The sequence below is a fragment of the Paucibacter aquatile genome, from assembly GCF_002885975.1.
Lineage (GTDB): Bacteria > Pseudomonadota > Gammaproteobacteria > Burkholderiales > Burkholderiaceae_C > Paucibacter_A > Paucibacter_A aquatilis.
The window spans coordinates 1-17,847 of the sequence record NZ_POSP01000002.1; the positions used below are offsets into that span (position 1 = coordinate 1).

At 52.1% G+C, this 17,847-nt stretch carries 6 tRNA genes and 10 rRNA genes; 4 read left to right on the top strand and 12 right to left on the bottom strand.

Going from position 1 to position 17,847, the window contains the following annotated elements:
• The 4 genes from C1O66_RS03405 to C1O66_RS03420 form a co-directional block, all read left to right on the top strand.
• Nucleotides 1-1,938 (top strand): 23S ribosomal RNA (locus C1O66_RS03405); the annotation flags it as partial.
• A 239-nt stretch (nt 1,939-2,177) separates the two neighbouring features.
• A 5S ribosomal RNA gene (gene rrf, locus C1O66_RS03410) occupies nt 2,178-2,290 on the top strand.
• A gap of 484 nt (nt 2,291-2,774) precedes the next feature.
• Nucleotides 2,775-4,299, top strand: a 16S ribosomal RNA gene (locus C1O66_RS03415).
• A 182-nt stretch (nt 4,300-4,481) separates the two neighbouring features.
• Nucleotides 4,482-4,557: transfer RNA gene (locus C1O66_RS03420), tRNA-Ile, on the top strand.
• Between the two features lie 1,060 nt (nt 4,558-5,617).
• On the opposite strand, the gene C1O66_RS03430 is transcribed toward C1O66_RS03420, so the two are convergent.
• The 12 genes from C1O66_RS03430 to C1O66_RS03485 form a co-directional block, all read right to left on the bottom strand.
• Nucleotides 5,618-5,694: transfer RNA gene (locus C1O66_RS03430), tRNA-Ile, on the bottom strand.
• A gap of 184 nt (nt 5,695-5,878) precedes the next feature.
• A 16S ribosomal RNA gene (locus C1O66_RS03435) occupies nt 5,879-7,406 on the bottom strand.
• A 485-nt stretch (nt 7,407-7,891) separates the two neighbouring features.
• A 5S ribosomal RNA gene (gene rrf, locus C1O66_RS03440) occupies nt 7,892-8,004 on the bottom strand.
• Nucleotides 8,005-8,243: 239 nt separating this feature from the next.
• A 23S ribosomal RNA gene (locus C1O66_RS03445) occupies nt 8,244-11,126 on the bottom strand.
• 343 nt (nt 11,127-11,469) lie between these two features.
• Nucleotides 11,470-11,545: transfer RNA gene (locus tag C1O66_RS03450), tRNA-Ala, on the bottom strand.
• Between the two features lie 18 nt (nt 11,546-11,563).
• Nucleotides 11,564-11,640 (bottom strand) — tRNA-Ile (locus C1O66_RS03455).
• Nucleotides 11,641-11,822: 182 nt separating this feature from the next.
• Nucleotides 11,823-13,345 (bottom strand): 16S ribosomal RNA (locus C1O66_RS03460).
• A gap of 488 nt (nt 13,346-13,833) precedes the next feature.
• Nucleotides 13,834-13,946: ribosomal RNA gene (gene rrf / locus C1O66_RS03465) — 5S ribosomal RNA — on the bottom strand.
• Nucleotides 13,947-14,184: 238 nt separating this feature from the next.
• Nucleotides 14,185-17,063: ribosomal RNA gene (locus C1O66_RS03470) — 23S ribosomal RNA — on the bottom strand.
• Nucleotides 17,064-17,405: 342 nt separating this feature from the next.
• A tRNA-Ala gene (locus tag C1O66_RS03475) sits at nt 17,406-17,481 on the bottom strand.
• 18 nt (nt 17,482-17,499) lie between these two features.
• Nucleotides 17,500-17,576 (bottom strand) — tRNA-Ile (locus C1O66_RS03480).
• A gap of 183 nt (nt 17,577-17,759) precedes the next feature.
• A 16S ribosomal RNA gene (locus C1O66_RS03485) occupies nt 17,760-17,847 on the bottom strand; the annotation flags it as partial.

Consider the following 17,847-nt stretch of genomic DNA (forward strand, 5'->3'; position numbering starts at 1 on the left):
GTGCTAACGTCCGGACTCAAGAGGGAAACACCCAGACCGCCAGCTAAGGTCCCCAAAATTGGCTAAGTGGGAAACGAAGTGGGAAGGCTAAAACAGTCAGGATGTTGGCTTAGAAGCAGCCATCATTTAAAGAAAGCGTAATAGCTCACTGATCGAGTCGTCCTGCGCGGAAGATGTAACGGGGCTAAGCCAGTTACCGAAGCTGCGGATGTGCAATTTATTGCACGTGGTAGGAGAGCGTTCTGTAAGCCTGTGAAGGTGGGTTGTGAAGCCTGCTGGAGGTATCAGAAGTGCGAATGCTGACATGAGTAGCGTTAAAGGGGTGAAAAGCCCCCTCGCCGAAAGCGCAAGGTTTCCTACGCAACGTTCATCGGCGTAGGGTGAGTCGGCCCCTAAGGCGAGGCAGAGATGCGTAGCTGATGGGAAACAGGTAAATATTCCTGTACCGATCAATAGTGCGATGTGGGGACGGAGAAGGTTAGCTCAGCCAACTGTTGGAATAGTTGGTTCAAGCGTGTAGTCGTGCTCTTTAGGCAAATCCGGAGAGCTTAGATGAGGCGTGATAACGAGTCTGCTTGCAGACGAAGTGAGTGATACCCTGCTTCCAGGAAAAGCCACTAAGCTTCAGCTATTGACGACCGTACCGCAAACCGACACTGGTGCGCGAGATGAGTATTCTAAGGCGCTTGAGAGAACTCTGGAGAAGGAACTCGGCAAATTGACACCGGTAACTTCGGAAGAAGGTGTGCCTCTAGTATGTGTAGAGGATTTACTCTCGAAGCAGAATGGGGCCGCAGAGAATCGGTGGCTGCAACTGTTTATTAAAAACACAGCACTCTGCAAAGACGAAAGTCGACGTATAGGGTGTGACTCCTGCCGGTGCTGGAAGATTAAATGATGGGGTGCAAGCTCTTGACTGGAAGTCCCAGTAAACGGCGGCCGGTAACTATAACGGTCCTAAGGTAGCGAAATTCCTTGTCGTGGTAAGTTCCGGACCTGCAACGAATGGAGTAATGATGGCCACACTGTCTCCTCCAGAGACTCAGCGAAGTTGAAATGTTTGTGATGATGCAATCTCCCCGCGGAAAGACGGAAAGACCCCATGAACCTTTACTGTAGCTTTACATTGGACTTTGAACAGATCTGTGTAGGATAGGTGGAGGCTTTGAAGTGAGGACGCTAGTTCTCATGGAGCCAACGTTGAAATACCACCCTGGTGTGTTTGAGGTTCTAACCTTGGTCCCTTATCGGGATTGGGGACAGTGTATGGTGGCAGTTTGACTGGGGCGGTCTCCTCCCAAAGTGTAACGGAGGAGTTCGAAGGTACGCTAAATACGGTCGGAAATCGTGTTGATAGTGCATTGGCATAAGCGTGCTTGACTGCGAGACTGACAAGTCGAGCAGGTACGAAAGTAGGACAAAGTGATCCGGTGGTTCTGTATGGAAGGGCCATCGCTCAACGGATAAAAGGTACTCTGGGGATAACAGGCTGATACCGCCCAAGAGTTCATATCGACGGCGTGTTTTGGCACCTCGATGTCGGCTCATCTCATCCTGGGGCTGTAGCCCGGTCCCAAGGGTATGGCTGTTCGCCATTTAAAGAGGTACGTGAGCTGGGTTTAAAACGTCGTGAGACAGTTTGGTCCCTATCTTCCGTGGGCGCTGCAAGATTGAGAGAGCCTGCTCCTAGTACGAGAGGACCGGAGTGGACGCACCTCTGGTGTATCGGTTGTCACGCCAGTGGCATCGCCGAGTAGCTAAGTGCGGAAGAGATAACCGCTGAAAGCATCTAAGCGGGAAACTCGTCTCAAGATGAGTCTTGCCGGGGCCTTGAGCCCCCTGAAGGGTCGTTCGAGACCAGGACGTTGATAGGCTGGGTGTGGAAGCGCAGTAATGCGTTAAGCTAACCAGTACTAATTGCCCGTGAGGCTTGACCCTATAACTTTGACAGTTCAGGCGATGGAAACATCAGCCGATCTGATCAAGGATTATTGAGGACACAAGTTATACCGTTCTTCAGAAGTCAGATCATTCAACGAAATGATCCAACGTGTGAACGCAATCAAAACCAGCTGATTCGAAGTGCAATACATGACGAACTCATGTATACTGCGCAGCTCTACAAATTGGGCCTGTTGAAAATCTCTGACGAGACTTCAGCAAGCCAACCAGTTAAGCCTGATGACCATAGCGAGGCGGTCCCACTCCTTCCCATCCCGAACAGGACAGTGAAATGCCTCAGCGCCGATGATAGTGCGGGTTCCCGTGTGAAAGTAGGTCATCGTCAGGCTAATATCTAAGCAAAACGCCCGGTCACATGGCCGGGCGTTTCTGTCTCTGAGTGTGGGTCTGCTAAGGCAGGTCGGGCACTCGTCCCTAGATGCAAGCGAAGTCTGCCTGGTGTGTGGCAGCGTTTGCCTCTGTGGATCCAGCTGGGCTTGGCCTGGTTGTAAGCAGAGCAGAAGTTGCAAGCTGATGAAAATCGCATGCAATAGGTGTTGACGATAGTGAAAACATCAGTCATAATCTCGCTTCTGTGCTGTTGACGAGCTGCAAAGCAGTCGACAGGCGCAAGATTCGATGCAAGTCGGTCTTGTCAAGATGAGCTTGGCTCTCTTGGTTCTTTAAAAATTAACAGCCGATAAGCGTGGGCGTTTGAAGGTGAGTTTTGATGCTCGGTGACGAGTATCAAGTCTCTTAGACTTTAAACGCTCACGGAAATTAGATGGAATCATGTAAATGGTTTCGTCGATTCCGTTGAGTAAATCAAGATCGAACTGTAGAGTTTGATCCTGGCTCAGATTGAACGCTGGCGGCATGCCTTACACATGCAAGTCGAACGGTAACAGGTTAAGCTGACGAGTGGCGAACGGGTGAGTAATGTATCGGAACGTGCCCAGTCGTGGGGGATAACTACTCGAAAGAGTGGCTAATACCGCATACGACCTGAGGGTGAAAGCGGGGGACCGTAAGGCCTCGCGCGATTGGAGCGGCCGATATCAGATTAGCTAGTTGGTGGGGTAAAAGCCCACCAAGGCGACGATCTGTAGCTGGTCTGAGAGGACGACCAGCCACACTGGGACTGAGACACGGCCCAGACTCCTACGGGAGGCAGCAGTGGGGGAATTTTGGACAATGGACGCAAGTCTGATCCAGCCATGCCGCGTGCGGGAAGAAGGCCTTCGGGTTGTAAACCGCTTTTGTCAGGGAAGAAACGAGTTTCTCTAATACAGAGACTTAATGACGGTACCTGAAGAATAAGCACCGGCTAACTACGTGCCAGCAGCCGCGGTAATACGTAGGGTGCAAGCGTTAATCGGAATTACTGGGCGTAAAGCGTGCGCAGGCGGTTATGCAAGACAGAGGTGAAATCCCCGGGCTCAACCTGGGAACTGCCTTTGTGACTGCATAGCTAGAGTACGGCAGAGGGGGATGGAATTCCGCGTGTAGCAGTGAAATGCGTAGATATGCGGAGGAACACCGATGGCGAAGGCAATCCCCTGGGCCTGTACTGACGCTCATGCACGAAAGCGTGGGGAGCAAACAGGATTAGATACCCTGGTAGTCCACGCCCTAAACGATGTCAACTGGTTGTTGGGAGGGTTTCTTCTCAGTAACGTAGCTAACGCGTGAAGTTGACCGCCTGGGGAGTACGGCCGCAAGGTTGAAACTCAAAGGAATTGACGGGGACCCGCACAAGCGGTGGATGATGTGGTTTAATTCGATGCAACGCGGAAAAACCTTACCTACCCTTGACATGCCAGGAATCCTGCAGAGATGTGGGAGTGCTCGAAAGAGAACCTGGACACAGGTGCTGCATGGCCGTCGTCAGCTCGTGTCGTGAGATGTTGGGTTAAGTCCCGCAACGAGCGCAACCCTTGTCATTAGTTGCTACGAAAGGGCACTCTAATGAGACTGCCGGTGACAAACCGGAGGAAGGTGGGGATGACGTCAGGTCATCATGGCCCTTATGGGTAGGGCTACACACGTCATACAATGGCCGGTACAGAGGGCTGCCAACCGCGAGGGGGAGCTAATCCCAGAAAACCGGTCGTAGTCCGGATCGTAGTCTGCAACTCGACTGCGTGAAGTCGGAATCGCTAGTAATCGCGGATCAGCTTGCCGCGGTGAATACGTTCCCGGGTCTTGTACACACCGCCCGTCACACCATGGGAGCGGGTTCTGCCAGAAGTAGTTAGCCTAACCGCAAGGGGGGCGATTACCACGGCAGGGTTCGTGACTGGGGTGAAGTCGTAACAAGGTAGCCGTATCGGAAGGTGCGGCTGGATCACCTCCTTTCTAGAAAATGGTCGAGCAGTTGTTTGCTGCATGCAGCAGATGACCAGCGAGATCCACATGACTCATTTTTAAGCGCCCACACTTATCGGCTGTGAATACAACATCAGAGTAATAGCGTGAGCCTGCCGAGCTGGCCTCAACAGGCGAGCGTTACTGAGAGGCAGTGCACGCAAGAAACGCGTGGGTCTGTAGCTCAGTCGGTTAGAGCACCGTCTTGATAAGGCGGGGTCGCTGGTTCGAATCCAGCCAGACCCACCACGGATTTGAAGAGATCCCGGGGATTAGCTCAGCTGGGAGAGCACCTGCTTTGCAAGCAATCCCGTCATCCTCCACCAATTACTCTGTGCCATGGTTGACAAACCAAAGCATCCGTTGCGCGAAGGCGTGAGCGGTTGTTCTGGTTTGTCAGTCATAAGGCTCGAAAGAGTCGGCTGTTGTTCTTTAACAATTTGTAGAGTCGAATCAGCGCTGCTAGCGGAAAGCGCATCTCGCGTACCGTGCCGCTAGTAGCTTTTGATTGCGTCAAACACAAGACTTCAACTGAGCAAGAAATTGTTTAGGTATGAAGAACGGCGTAACGCGTGAATACTCAATAAACGTATGGAGCTGAGAGGCTCTGTACGAGTCTTGACGACCAGTCAGCGCTGTCAATAAGGGCATGCATCACTCCTGCAAGCCTTAGCGATGACAGGCCGAACGTACAGCAGCGAAGTTCAACAATGACAAATGCATTCAGCCAGAGTTACCCAACGGGGAAACCCACCCCACTCGGAAAGCGCCGGATCAAAGCCAATCCGCAAGCTCCCCGAAGCTTATCGCAGGCTATCACGTCCTTCGTCGCCTGTAATCGCCAAGGCATCCACCACATGCACTTAGTCACTTGACCCTATAACTTTGACAGCGCTGACTGCACTGTCGTCAAGGACTCGTACAGAGCCTCTCAGCTCCATACGTTTATTGAGTATTCACGCGTTACGCCGTTCTTCATACCTAAACAATTTCTGCTCAGTTGAAGTCTTGTGTTTGACGCAATCAAAAGCTACTAGCGGCACGGTACGCTCACCCCCTTTACGAGATGGCGCTTTCCGCTAGCAGCGCTGATTCGACTCTACAAATTGTTGAACAACAGCCGACTCTTTCGAGCCTTATGACTGACAAACCAGAACAACCGCTCACGCCTTCGCGCAACGGATGCTTTGGTTTGTCAACCATGGCACAGAGTAATTGGTGGAGGATGACGGGATCGAACCGACGACCCCCTGCTTGCAAAGCAGGTGCTCTCCCAGCTGAGCTAATCCCCGGGATCTCTTCAAATCCGTGGTGGGTCTGGCTGGATTCGAACCAGCGACCCCCGCCTTATCAAGACGGTGCTCTAACCGACTGAGCTACAGACCCACGCGTTTCTTGCGTGCACTGCCTCTCAGTAACGCTCGCCTGTTGAGGCCAGCTCGGCAGGCTCACGCTATTACTCTGATGTTGTATTCACAGCCGATAAGTGTGGGCGCTTAAAAATGAGTCATGTGGATCTCGCTGGGTTCATCTGCTGCATGCAGCAAACAACTGCTCGACCATTTTCTAGAAAGGAGGTGATCCAGCCGCACCTTCCGATACGGCTACCTTGTTACGACTTCACCCCAGTCACGAACCCTGCCGTGGTAATCGCCCCCCTTGCGGTTAGGCTAACTACTTCTGGCAGAACCCGCTCCCATGGTGTGACGGGCGGTGTGTACCAAGACCCGGGAACGTATTCACCGCGGGCAAGCTGATCCGCGATTACTAGCGATTCCGACTTCACGCAGTCGAGTTGCAGACTACGATCCGGACTACGACCGGTTTTCTGGATTAGCTCCCCCTCGCGGGTTGGCAGCCCTCTGTACCGGCCATTGTATGACGTGTGTAGCCCTACCCATAAGGGCCATGATGACCTGACGTCATCCCCACCTTCCTCCGGTTTGTCACCGGCAGTCTCATTAGAGTGCCCTTTCCGTAGCAACTAATGACAAGGGTTGCGCTCGTTGCGGGACTTAACCCAACATCTCACGACACGAGCTGACGACGGCCATGCAGCACCTGTGTCCAGGTTCTCTTTCGAGCACTCCCACATCTCTGCAGGATTCCTGGCATGTCAAGGGTAGGTAAGGTTTTTCGCGTTGCATCGAATTAAACCACATCATCCACCGCTTGTGCGGGTCCCCGTCAATTCCTTTGAGTTTCAACCTTGCGGCCGTACTCCCCAGGCGGTCAACTTCACGCGTTAGCTACGTTACTGAGAAGAAACCCTCCCAACAACCAGTTGACATCGTTTAGGGCGTGGACTACCAGGGTATCTAATCCTGTTTGCTCCCCACGCTTTCGTGCATGAGCGTCAGTACAGGCCCAGGGGATTGCCTTCGCCATCGGTGTTCCTCCGCATATCTACGCATTTCACTGCTACACGCGGAATTCCATCCCCCTCTGCCGTACTCTAGCTATGCAGTCACAAAGGCAGTTCCCAGGTTGAGCCCGGGGATTTCACCTCTGTCTTGCATAACCGCCTGCGCACGCTTTACGCCCAGTAATTCCGATTAACGCTTGCCACCCTACGTATTACCGCGGCTGCTGGCACGTAGTTAGCCCGGTGCTTATTCTTCAGGTACCGTCATTAAGTCTCTGTATTAGAGAAACTCGTTTCTTCCCTGACAAAAGCGGTTTACAACCCGAAGGCCTTCTTCCCGCACGCGGCATGGCTGGATCAGACTTGCGTCCATTGTCCAAAATTCCCCACTGCTGCCTCCCGTAGGAGTCTGGGCCGTGTCTCAGTCCCAGTGTGGCTGGTCGTCCTCTCAGACCAGCTACAGATCGTCGCCTTGGTGGGCTTTTACCCCACCAACTAGCTAATCTGATATCGGCCGCTCCAATCGCGCGAGGCCTTACGGTCCCCCGCTTTCACCCTCAGGTCGTATGCGGTATTAGCCACTCTTTCGAGTAGTTATCCCCCACGACTGGGCACGTTCCGATACATTACTCACCCGTTCGCCACTCGTCAGCTTAACCTGTTACCGTTCGACTTGCATGTGTAAGGCATGCCGCCAGCGTTCAATCTGAGCCAGGATCAAACTCTACAGTTCGATCTTGATTTACTCAACGGAATCGACGAAACCATTTACATGATTCCATCTAATTTCCGTGAGCGTTTAAAGTCTAAGAGACTTGATACTCGTCACCGAGCATCAAAACTCACCTTCAAACGCCCACGCTTATCGGCTGTTAATTTTTAAAGAACCAAGAGAGCCAAGCTCATCTTGACAAGACCGACTTGCATCGAATCTTGCGCCTGTCGACTGCTTTGCAGCTCGTCAACAGCACAGAAGCGAGATTATGACTGATGTTTTCACTATCGTCAACACCTATTGCATGCGATTTTCATCAGCTTGCAACTTCTGCTCTGCTTACAACCAGGCCAAGCCCAGCTGGATCCACAGAGGCAAACGCTGCCACACACCAGGCAGACTTCGCTTGCATCTAGGGACCGAGTGCCCGACCTGCCTTAGCAGACCCACACTCAGAGACAGAAACGCCCGGCCATGTGACCGGGCGTTTTGCTTAGATATTAGCCTGACGATGACCTACTTTCACACGGGAACCCGCACTATCATCGGCGCTGAGGCATTTCACTGTCCTGTTCGGGATGGGAAGGAGTGGGACCGCCTCGCTATGGTCATCAGGCTTAACTGGTTGGCTTGCTGAAGTCTCGTCAGAGATTTTCAACAGGCCCAATTTGTAGAGCTGCGCAGTATACATGAGTTCGTCATGTATTGCACTTCGAATCAGCTGGTTTTGATTGCGTTCACACGTTGGATCATTTCGTTGAATGATCTGACTTCTGAAGAACGGTATAACTTGTGTCCTCAATAATCCTTGATCAGATCGGCTGATGTTTCCATCGCCTGAACTGTCAAAGTTATAGGGTCAAGCCTCACGGGCAATTAGTACTGGTTAGCTTAACGCATTACTGCGCTTCCACACCCAGCCTATCAACGTCCTGGTCTCGAACGACCCTTCAGGGGGCTCAAGGCCCCGGCAAGACTCATCTTGAGACGAGTTTCCCGCTTAGATGCTTTCAGCGGTTATCTCTTCCGCACTTAGCTACTCGGCGATGCCACTGGCGTGACAACCGATACACCAGAGGTGCGTCCACTCCGGTCCTCTCGTACTAGGAGCAGGCTCTCTCAATCTTGCAGCGCCCACGGAAGATAGGGACCAAACTGTCTCACGACGTTTTAAACCCAGCTCACGTACCTCTTTAAATGGCGAACAGCCATACCCTTGGGACCGGCTACAGCCCCAGGATGAGATGAGCCGACATCGAGGTGCCAAACACCGCCGTCGATATGAACTCTTGGGCGGTATCAGCCTGTTATCCCCAGAGTACCTTTTATCCGTTGAGCGATGGCCCTTCCATACAGAACCACCGGATCACTTTGTCCTACTTTCGTACCTGCTCGACTTGTCAGTCTCGCAGTCAAGCACGCTTATGCCAATGCACTATCAACACGATTTCCGACCGTATTTAGCGTACCTTCGAACTCCTCCGTTACACTTTGGGAGGAGACCGCCCCAGTCAAACTGCCCACCATACACTGTCCCCCAATCCCGATAAGGGACCAAGGTTAGAACCTCAAACACACCAGGGTGGTATTTCAACGTTGGCTCCATGAGAACTAGCGTCCTCACTTCAAAGCCTCCCACCTATCCTACACAGATCTGTTCAAAGTCCAATGTAAAGCTACAGTAAAGGTTCATGGGGTCTTTCCGTCTTTCCGCGGGGAGATTGCATCATCACAAACATTTCAACTTCGCTGAGTCTCTGGAGGAGACAGTGTGGCCATCATTACTCCATTCGTGCAGGTCGGAACTTACCCGACAAGGAATTTCGCTACCTTAGGACCGTTATAGTTACGGCCGCCGTTTACTGGGACTTCAGTCAAGAGCTTGCACCCCATCATTTAATCTTCCAGCACCGGGCAGGAGTCACACCCTATACGTCGACTTTCGTCTTTGCAGAGTGCTGTGTTTTTAATAAACAGTTGCAGCCACCGATTCTCTGCGGCCCCATTCTGCTTCGAGAGTAAATCTCTACACATACTAGAGGCACACCTTCTTCCGAAGTTACGGTGTCAATTTGCCGAGTTCCTTCTCCAGAGTTCTCTCAAGCGCCTTAGAATACTCATCTCGCGCACCAGTGTCGGTTTGCGGTACGGTCGTCAATAGCTGAAGCTTAGTGGCTTTTCCTGGAAGCAGGGTATCACTCACTTCGTCTGCAAGCAGACTCGTTATCACGCCTCATCTAAGCTCTCCGGATTTGCCTAAAGAGCACGACTACACGCTTGAACCAACTATTCCAACAGTTGGCTGAGCTAACCTTCTCCGTCCCCACATCGCACTATTGATCGGTACAGGAATATTTACCTGTTTCCCATCAGCTACGCATCTCTGCCTCGCCTTAGGGGCCGACTCACCCTACGCCGATGAACGTTGCGTAGGAAACCTTGCGCTTTCGGCGAGGGGGCTTTTCACCCCCTTTAACGCTACTCATGTCAGCATTCGCACTTCTGATACCTCCAGCAGGCTTCACAACCCACCTTCACAGGCTTACAGAACGCTCTCCTACCACGTGCAATAAATTGCACATCCGCAGCTTCGGTAACTGGCTTAGCCCCGTTACATCTTCCGCGCAGGACGACTCGATCAGTGAGCTATTACGCTTTCTTTAAATGATGGCTGCTTCTAAGCCAACATCCTGACTGTTTTAGCCTTCCCACTTCGTTTCCCACTTAGCCAATTTTGGGGACCTTAGCTGGCGGTCTGGGTTGTTTCCCTCTTGAGTCCGGACGTTAGCACCCGGTGCTCTGTCTCCCAAGCTGTACTCATCGGTATTCGGAGTTTGCAATGGTTTGGTAAGTCGCCATGACCCCCTAGCCATAACAGTGCTCTACCCCCGATGGTAATACTTGAGGCACTACCTAAATAGTTTTCGGAGAGAACCAGCTATTTCCAAGTTTGTTTAGCCTTTCACCCCTATCCACAGCTCATCCGCTAATTTTGCAACATTAGTCGGTTCGGACCTCCAGCACCTGTTACGGTACCTTCATCCTGGCCATGGATAGATCACTTGGTTTCGGGTCTACACCCAGCGACTAATTCGCCCTATTCGGACTCGATTTCTCTACGGCTTCCCTATTCGGTTAACCTCGCCACTGAATGTAAGTCGCTGACCCATTATACAAAAGGTACGCAGTCACCCTTGCGGGCTCCTACTTTTTGTATGCATGCGGTTTCAGGATCTATTTCACTCCCCTCCCGGGGTTCTTTTCGCCTTTCCCTCACGGTACTAGTTCACTATCGGTCGATTACGAGTATTTAGCCTTGGAGGATGGTCCCCCCATATTCAGACAGGATTTCTCGTGTCCCGCCCTACTTGTCTTACGCTTAGTTCCACACCGCAGCATTTCTCATACGGGGCTATCACCCGCTATGGCCGGACTTTCCATTCCGTTCTGATATACACGATGCTAAAACGTAAAGGCTACTCCAATTTCGCTCGCCGCTACTTTCGGAATCTCGGTTGATGTCTTTTCCTCGAGCTACTGAGATGTTTCAGTTCACCCGGTTCGCCACAATGACCTATGTATTCAGTCAGAGTTACCCCTCGCGGGGTGGGTTTCCCCATTCGGAAATCTCCGGATCAAAGCTAATTTGCCAGCTCCCCGAAGCTTATCGCAGGCTATCACGTCCTTCGTCGCCTGTAATCGCCAAGGCATCCACCACATGCACTTAGTCACTTGACCCTATAACTTTGACAGCGCTGACTGCACTGTCGTCAAGGACTCGTACAGAGCCTCTCAGCTCCATACGTTTATTGAGTATTCACGCGTTACGCCGTTCTTCATACCTAAACAATTTCTTGCTCAGTTGAAGTCTTGTGTTTGACGCAATCAAAAGCTACTAGCGGCACGGTACGCTCACCCCCTTTACGAGATGGCGCTTTCCGCTAGCAGCGCTGATTCGACTCTACAAATTGTTAAAGAACAACAGCCGACTCTTTCGAGCCTTATGACTGACAAACCAGAACAACCGCTCACGCCTTCGCGCAACGGATGCTTTGGTTTGTCAACCATGGCACAGAGTAATTGGTGGAGGATGACGGGATCGAACCGACGACCCCCTGCTTGCAAAGCAGGTGCTCTCCCAGCTGAGCTAATCCCCCGGGATCTCTTCAAATCCGTGGTGGGTCTGGCTGGATTCGAACCAGCGACCCCCGCCTTATCAAGACGGTGCTCTAACCGACTGAGCTACAGACCCACGCGTTTCTTGCGTGCACTGCCTCTCAGTAACGCTCGCCTGTTGAGGCCAGCTCGGCAGGCTCACGCTATTACTCTGATGTTGTATTCACAGCCGATAAGTGTGGGCGCTTAAAAATGAGTCATGTGGATCTCGCTGGTCATCTGCTGCATGCAGCAAACAACTGCTCGACCATTTTCTAGAAAGGAGGTGATCCAGCCGCACCTTCCGATACGGCTACCTTGTTACGACTTCACCCCAGTCACGAACCCTGCCGTGGTAATCGCCCCCCTTGCGGTTAGGCTAACTACTTCTGGCAGAACCCGCTCCCATGGTGTGACGGGCGGTGTGTACAAGACCCGGGAACGTATTCACCGCGGCAAGCTGATCCGCGATTAACTAGCGATTCCGACTTCACGCAGTCGAGTTGCAGACTACGATCCGGACTACGACCGGTTTTCTGGGATTAGCTCCCCTCGCGGGTTGGCAGCCCTCTGTACCGGCCATTGTATGACGTGTGTAGCCCTACCCATAAGGGCCATGATGACCTGACGTCATCCCCACCTTCCTCCGGTTTGTCACCGGCAGTCTCATTAGAGTGCCCTTTCGTAGCAACTAATGACAAGGGTTGCGCTCGTTGCGGGACTTAACCCAACATCTCACGACACGAGCTGACGACGGCCATGCAGCACCTGTGTCCAGGTTCTCTTTCGAGCACTCCCACATCTCTGCAGGATTCCTGGCATGTCAAGGGTAGGTAAGGTTTTTCGCGTTGCATCGAATTAAACCACATCATCCACCGCTTGTGCGGGTCCCCGTCAATTCCTTTGAGTTTCAACCTTGCGGCCGTACTCCCCAGGCGGTCAACTTCACGCGTTAGCTACGTTACTGAGAAGAAACCCTCCCAACAACCAGTTGACATCGTTTAGGGCGTGGACTACCAGGGTATCTAATCCTGTTTGCTCCCCACGCTTCGTGCATGAGCGTCAGTACAGGCCCAGGGGATTGCCTTCGCCATCGGTGTTCCTCCGCATATCTACGCATTTCACTGCTACACGCGGAATTCCATCCCCCTCTGCCGTACTCTAGCTATGCAGTCACAAAGGCAGTTTCCCAGGTTGAGCCCGGGGATTTCACCTCTGTCTGCATAACCGCCTGCGCACGCTTTACGCCCAGTAATTCCGATTAACGCTTGCCACCCTACGTATTACGCGGCTGCTGGCACGTAGTTAGCCGGTGCTTATTCTTCAGGTACCGTCATTAAGTCTCTGTATTAGAGAAACTCGTTTCTTCCCTGACAAAAGCGGTTTACAACCCGAAGGCCTTCTTCCCGCACGCGGCATGGCTGGATCAGACTTGCGTCCATTGTCCAAAATTCCCCACTGCTGCCTCCCGTAGGAGTCTGGGCCGTGTCTCAGTCCCAGTGTGGCTGGTCGTCCTCTCAGACCAGCTACAGATCGTCGCCTTGGTGGCTTTTACCCCACCAACTAGCTAATCTGATATCGGCCGCTCCAATCGCGCGAGGCCTTACGGTCCCCCGCTTTCACCCTCAGGTCGTATGCGGTATTAGCCACTCTTTCGAGTAGTTATCCCCCACGACTGGGCACGTTCCGATACATTACTCACCCGTTCGCCACTCGTCAGCTTAACCTGTTACCGTTCGACTTGCATGTGTAAGGCATGCCGCCAGCGTTTCAATCTGAGCCAGGATCAAACTCTACAGTTCGATCTTGATTTACTCAACGGAATCGACGAAACCATTTACATGATTCCATCTAATTTCCGTGAGCGTTTAAAGTCTAAGAGACTTGATACTCGTCACCGAGCATCAAAACTCACCTTCAAACGCCCCACGCTTATCGGCTGTTAATTTTTAAAGAACCAAGAGAGCCAAGCTCATCTTGACAAGACCGACTTGCATCGAATCTTGCGCCTGTCGACTGCTTTGCAGCTCGTCAACAGCACAGAAGCGAGATTATGACTGATGTTTTCACTATCGTCAACACCTATTGCATGCGATTTTTCATCAGCTTGCAACTTCTGCTCTGCTTACAACCAGGCCAAGCCCAGCTGGATCCACAGAGGCAAACGCTGCCACACACCAGGCAGACTTCGGCTTGCATCTAGGGACCGAGTGCCCGACCTGCCTTAGCAGACCCACACTCAGAGACAGAAACGCCCGGCCATGTGACCGGGCGTTTTGCTTAGATATTAGCCTGACGATGACCTACTTTCACACGGGAACCCGCACTATCATCGGCGCTGAGGCATTTCACTGTCCTGTTCGGGATGGGAAGGAGTGGGACCGCCTCGCTATGGTCATCAGGCTTAACTGGTTGGCTTGCTGAAGTCTCGTCAGAGATTTCAACAGGCCCAATTTGTAGAGCTGCGCAGTATACATGAGTTCGTCATGTATTGCACTTCGAATCAGCTGGTTTTGATTGCGTTCACACGTTGGATCATTTCGTTGAATGATCTGACTTCTGAAGAACGGTATAACTTGTGTCCTCAATAATCCTTGATCAGATCGGCTGATGTTTCCATCGCCTGAACTGTCAAAGTTATAGGGTCAAGCCTCACGGGCAATTAGTACTGGTTAGCTTAACGCATTACTGCGCTTCCACACCCAGCCTATCAACGTCCTGGTCTCGAACGGACCCTTCAGGGGGCTCAAGCCCGGCAAGACTCATCTTGAGACGAGTTTCCCGCTTAGATGCTTTCAGCGGTTATCTCTTCCGCACTTAGCTACTCGGCGATGCCACTGGCGTGACAACCGATACACCAGAGGTGCGTCCACTCCGGTCCTCTCGTACTAGGAGCAGGCTCTCTCAATCTTGCAGCGCCCACGGAAGATAGGGACCAAACTGTCTCACGACGTTTTAAACCCAGCTCACGTACCTCTTTAAATGGCGAACAGCCATACCCTTGGGACCGGCTACAGCCCCAGGATGAGATGAGCCGACATCGAGGTGCCAAACACCGCCGTCGATATGAACTCTTGGGCGGTATCAGCCTGTTATCCCCCAGAGTACCTTTTATCCGTTGAGCGATGGCCCTTCCATACAGAACCACCGGATCACTTTGTCCTACTTTCGTACCTGCTCGACTTGTCAGTCTCGCAGTCAAGCACGCTTATGCCAATGCACTATCAACACGATTTCCGACCGTATTTAGCGTACCTTCGAACTCCTCCGTTACACTTTGGGAGGAGACCGCCCCAGTCAAACTGCCCACCATACACTGTCCCCAATCCCGATAAGGGACCAAGGTTAGAACCTCAAACACACCAGGGTGGTATTTCACGTGGCTCCATGAGAACTAGCGTCCTCACTTCAAAGCCTCCCACCTATCCTACACAGATCTGTTCAAAGTCCAATGTAAAGCTACAGTAAAGGTTCATGGGTCTTCCGTCTTTCCGCGGGGAGATTGCATCATCCACAAACATTTCAACTTCGCTGAGTCTCTGGAGGAGACAGTGTGGCCATCATTACTCCATTCGTGCAGGTCGGAACTTACCCGACAAGGAATTTCGCTACCTTAGGACCGTTATAGTTACGGCCGCCGTTTACTGGGACTTCAGTCAAGAGCTTGCACCCCATCATTTAATCTTCCAGCACCGGGCAGGAGTCACACCCTATACGTCGACTTTCGTCTTTGCAGAGTGCTGTGTTTTTAATAAACAGTTGCAGCCACCGATTCTCTGCGGCCCCATTCTGCTTCGAGAGTAAATCTCTACACATACTAGAGGCACACCTTCTTCCGAAGTTACGGTGTCAATTTGCCGAGTTCCTTCTCCAGAGTTCTCTCAAGCGCCTTAGAATACTCATCTCGCGCACCAGTGTCGGTTTGCGGTACGGTCGTCAATAGCTGAAGCTTAGTGGCTTTTCCTGGAAGCAGGGTATCACTCACTTCGTCTGCAAGCAGACTCGTTATCACGCCTCATCTAAGCTCTCCGGATTTGCCTAAAGAGCACGACTACACGCTTGAACCAACTATTCCAACAGTTGGCTGAGCTAACCTTCTCCGTCCCCACATCGCACTATTGATCGGTACAGGAATATTTACCTGTTTCCCATCAGCTACGCATCTCTGCCTCGCCTTAGGGGCCGACTCACCCTACGCCGATGAACGTTGCGTAGGAAACCTTGCGCTTTCGGCGAGGGGGCTTTTCACCCCCTTTAACGCTACTCATGTCAGCATTCGCACTTCTGATACCTCCAGCAGGCTTCACAACCCACCTTCACAGGCTTACAGAACGCTCTCCTACCACGTGCAATAAATTGCACATCCGCAGCTTCGGTAACTGGCTTAGCCCCGTTACATCTTCCGCGCAGGACGACTCGATCAGTGAGCTATTACGCTTTCTTTAAATGATGGCTGCTTCTAAGCCAACATCCTGACTGTTTTAGCCTTCCCACTTCGTTTCCCACTTAGCCAATTTTGGGGACCTTAGCTGGCGGTCTGGGTTGTTTCCCTCTTGAGTCCGGACGTTAGCACCCGGTGCTCTGTCTCCCAAGCTGTACTCATCGGTATTCGGAGTTTGCAATGGTTTGGTAAGTCGCCATGACCCCCTAGCCATAACAGTGCTCTACCCCCGATGGTAATACTTGAGGCACTACCTAAATAGTTTTCGGAGAGAACCAGCTATTTCCAAGTTTGTTTAGCCTTTCACCCCTATCCACAGCTCATCCGCTAATTTTGCAACATTAGTCGGTTCGGACCTCCAGCACCTGTTACGGTACCTTCATCCTGGCCATGGATAGATCACTTGGTTTCGGGTCTACACCCAGCGACTAATTCGCCCTATTCGGACTCGATTTCTCTACGGCTTCCCTATTCGGTTAACCTCGCCACTGAATGTAAGTCGCTGACCCATTATACAAAAGGTACGCAGTCACCCTTGCGGGCTCCTACTTTTTGTATGCATGCGGTTTCAGGATCTATTTCACTCCCCTCCCGGGGTTCTTTTCGCCTTTCCCTCACGGTACTAGTTCACTATCGGTCGATTACGAGTATTTAGCCTTGGAGGATGGTCCCCCCATATTCAGACAGGATTTCTCGTGTCCCGCCCTACTTGTCTTACGCTTAGTTCCACACCGCAGCATTTCTCATACGGGGCTATCACCCGCTATGGCCGGACTTTCCATTCCGTTCTGATATACACGATGCTAAAACGTAAAGGCTACTCCAATTTCGCTCGCCGCTACTTTCGGAATCTCGGTTGATGTCTTTTCCTCGAGCTACTGAGATGTTTCAGTTCACCCGGTTCGCCACAATGACCTATGTATTCAGTCAGAGTTACCCCTCGCGGGGTGGGTTTCCCCATTCGGAAATCTCCGGATCAAAGCTAATTTGCCAGCTCCCCGAAGCTTATCGCAGGCTATCACGTCCTTCGTCGCCTGTAATCGCCAAGGCATCCACCACATGCACTTAGTCACTTGACCCTATAACTTTGACAGCGCTGACTGCACTGTCGTCAGGACTCGTACAGAGCCTCTCAGCTCCATACGTTTATTGAGTATTCACGCGTTACGCCGTTCTTCATACCTAAACAATTTCTTGCTCAGTTGAAGTCTTGTGTTTGACGCAATCAAAAGCTACTAGCGGCACGGTACGCTCACCCCCTTTACGAGATGGCGCTTTCCGCTAGCAGCGCTGATTCGACTCTACAAATTGTTAAAGAACAACAGCCGACTCTTTCGAGCCTTATGACTGACAAACCAGAACAACCGCTCACGCCTTCGCGCAACGGATGCTTTGGTTTGTCAACCATGGCACAGAGTAATTGGTGGAGGATGACGGGATCGAACCGACGACCCCCTGCTTGCAAAGCAGGTGCTCTCCCAGCTGAGCTAATCCCCCGGGATCTCTTCAAATCCGTGGTGGGTCTGGCTGGATTCGAACCAGCGACCCCCGCCTTATCAAGACGGTGCTCTAACCGACTGAGCTACAGACCCACGCGTTTCTTGCGTGCACTGCCTCTCAGTAACGCTCGCCTGTTGAGGCCAGCTCGGCAGGCTCACGCTATTACTCTGATGTTGTATTCACAGCCGATAAGTGTGGGGCGCTTAAAAATGAGTCATGTGGATCTCGCTGGTCATCTGCTGCATGCAGCAAACAACTGCTCGACCATTTTCTAGAAAGGAGGTGATCCAGCCGCACCTTCCGATACGGCTACCTTGTTACGACTTCACCCCAGTCACGAACCCTGCCGTGGTAATCGCCCCC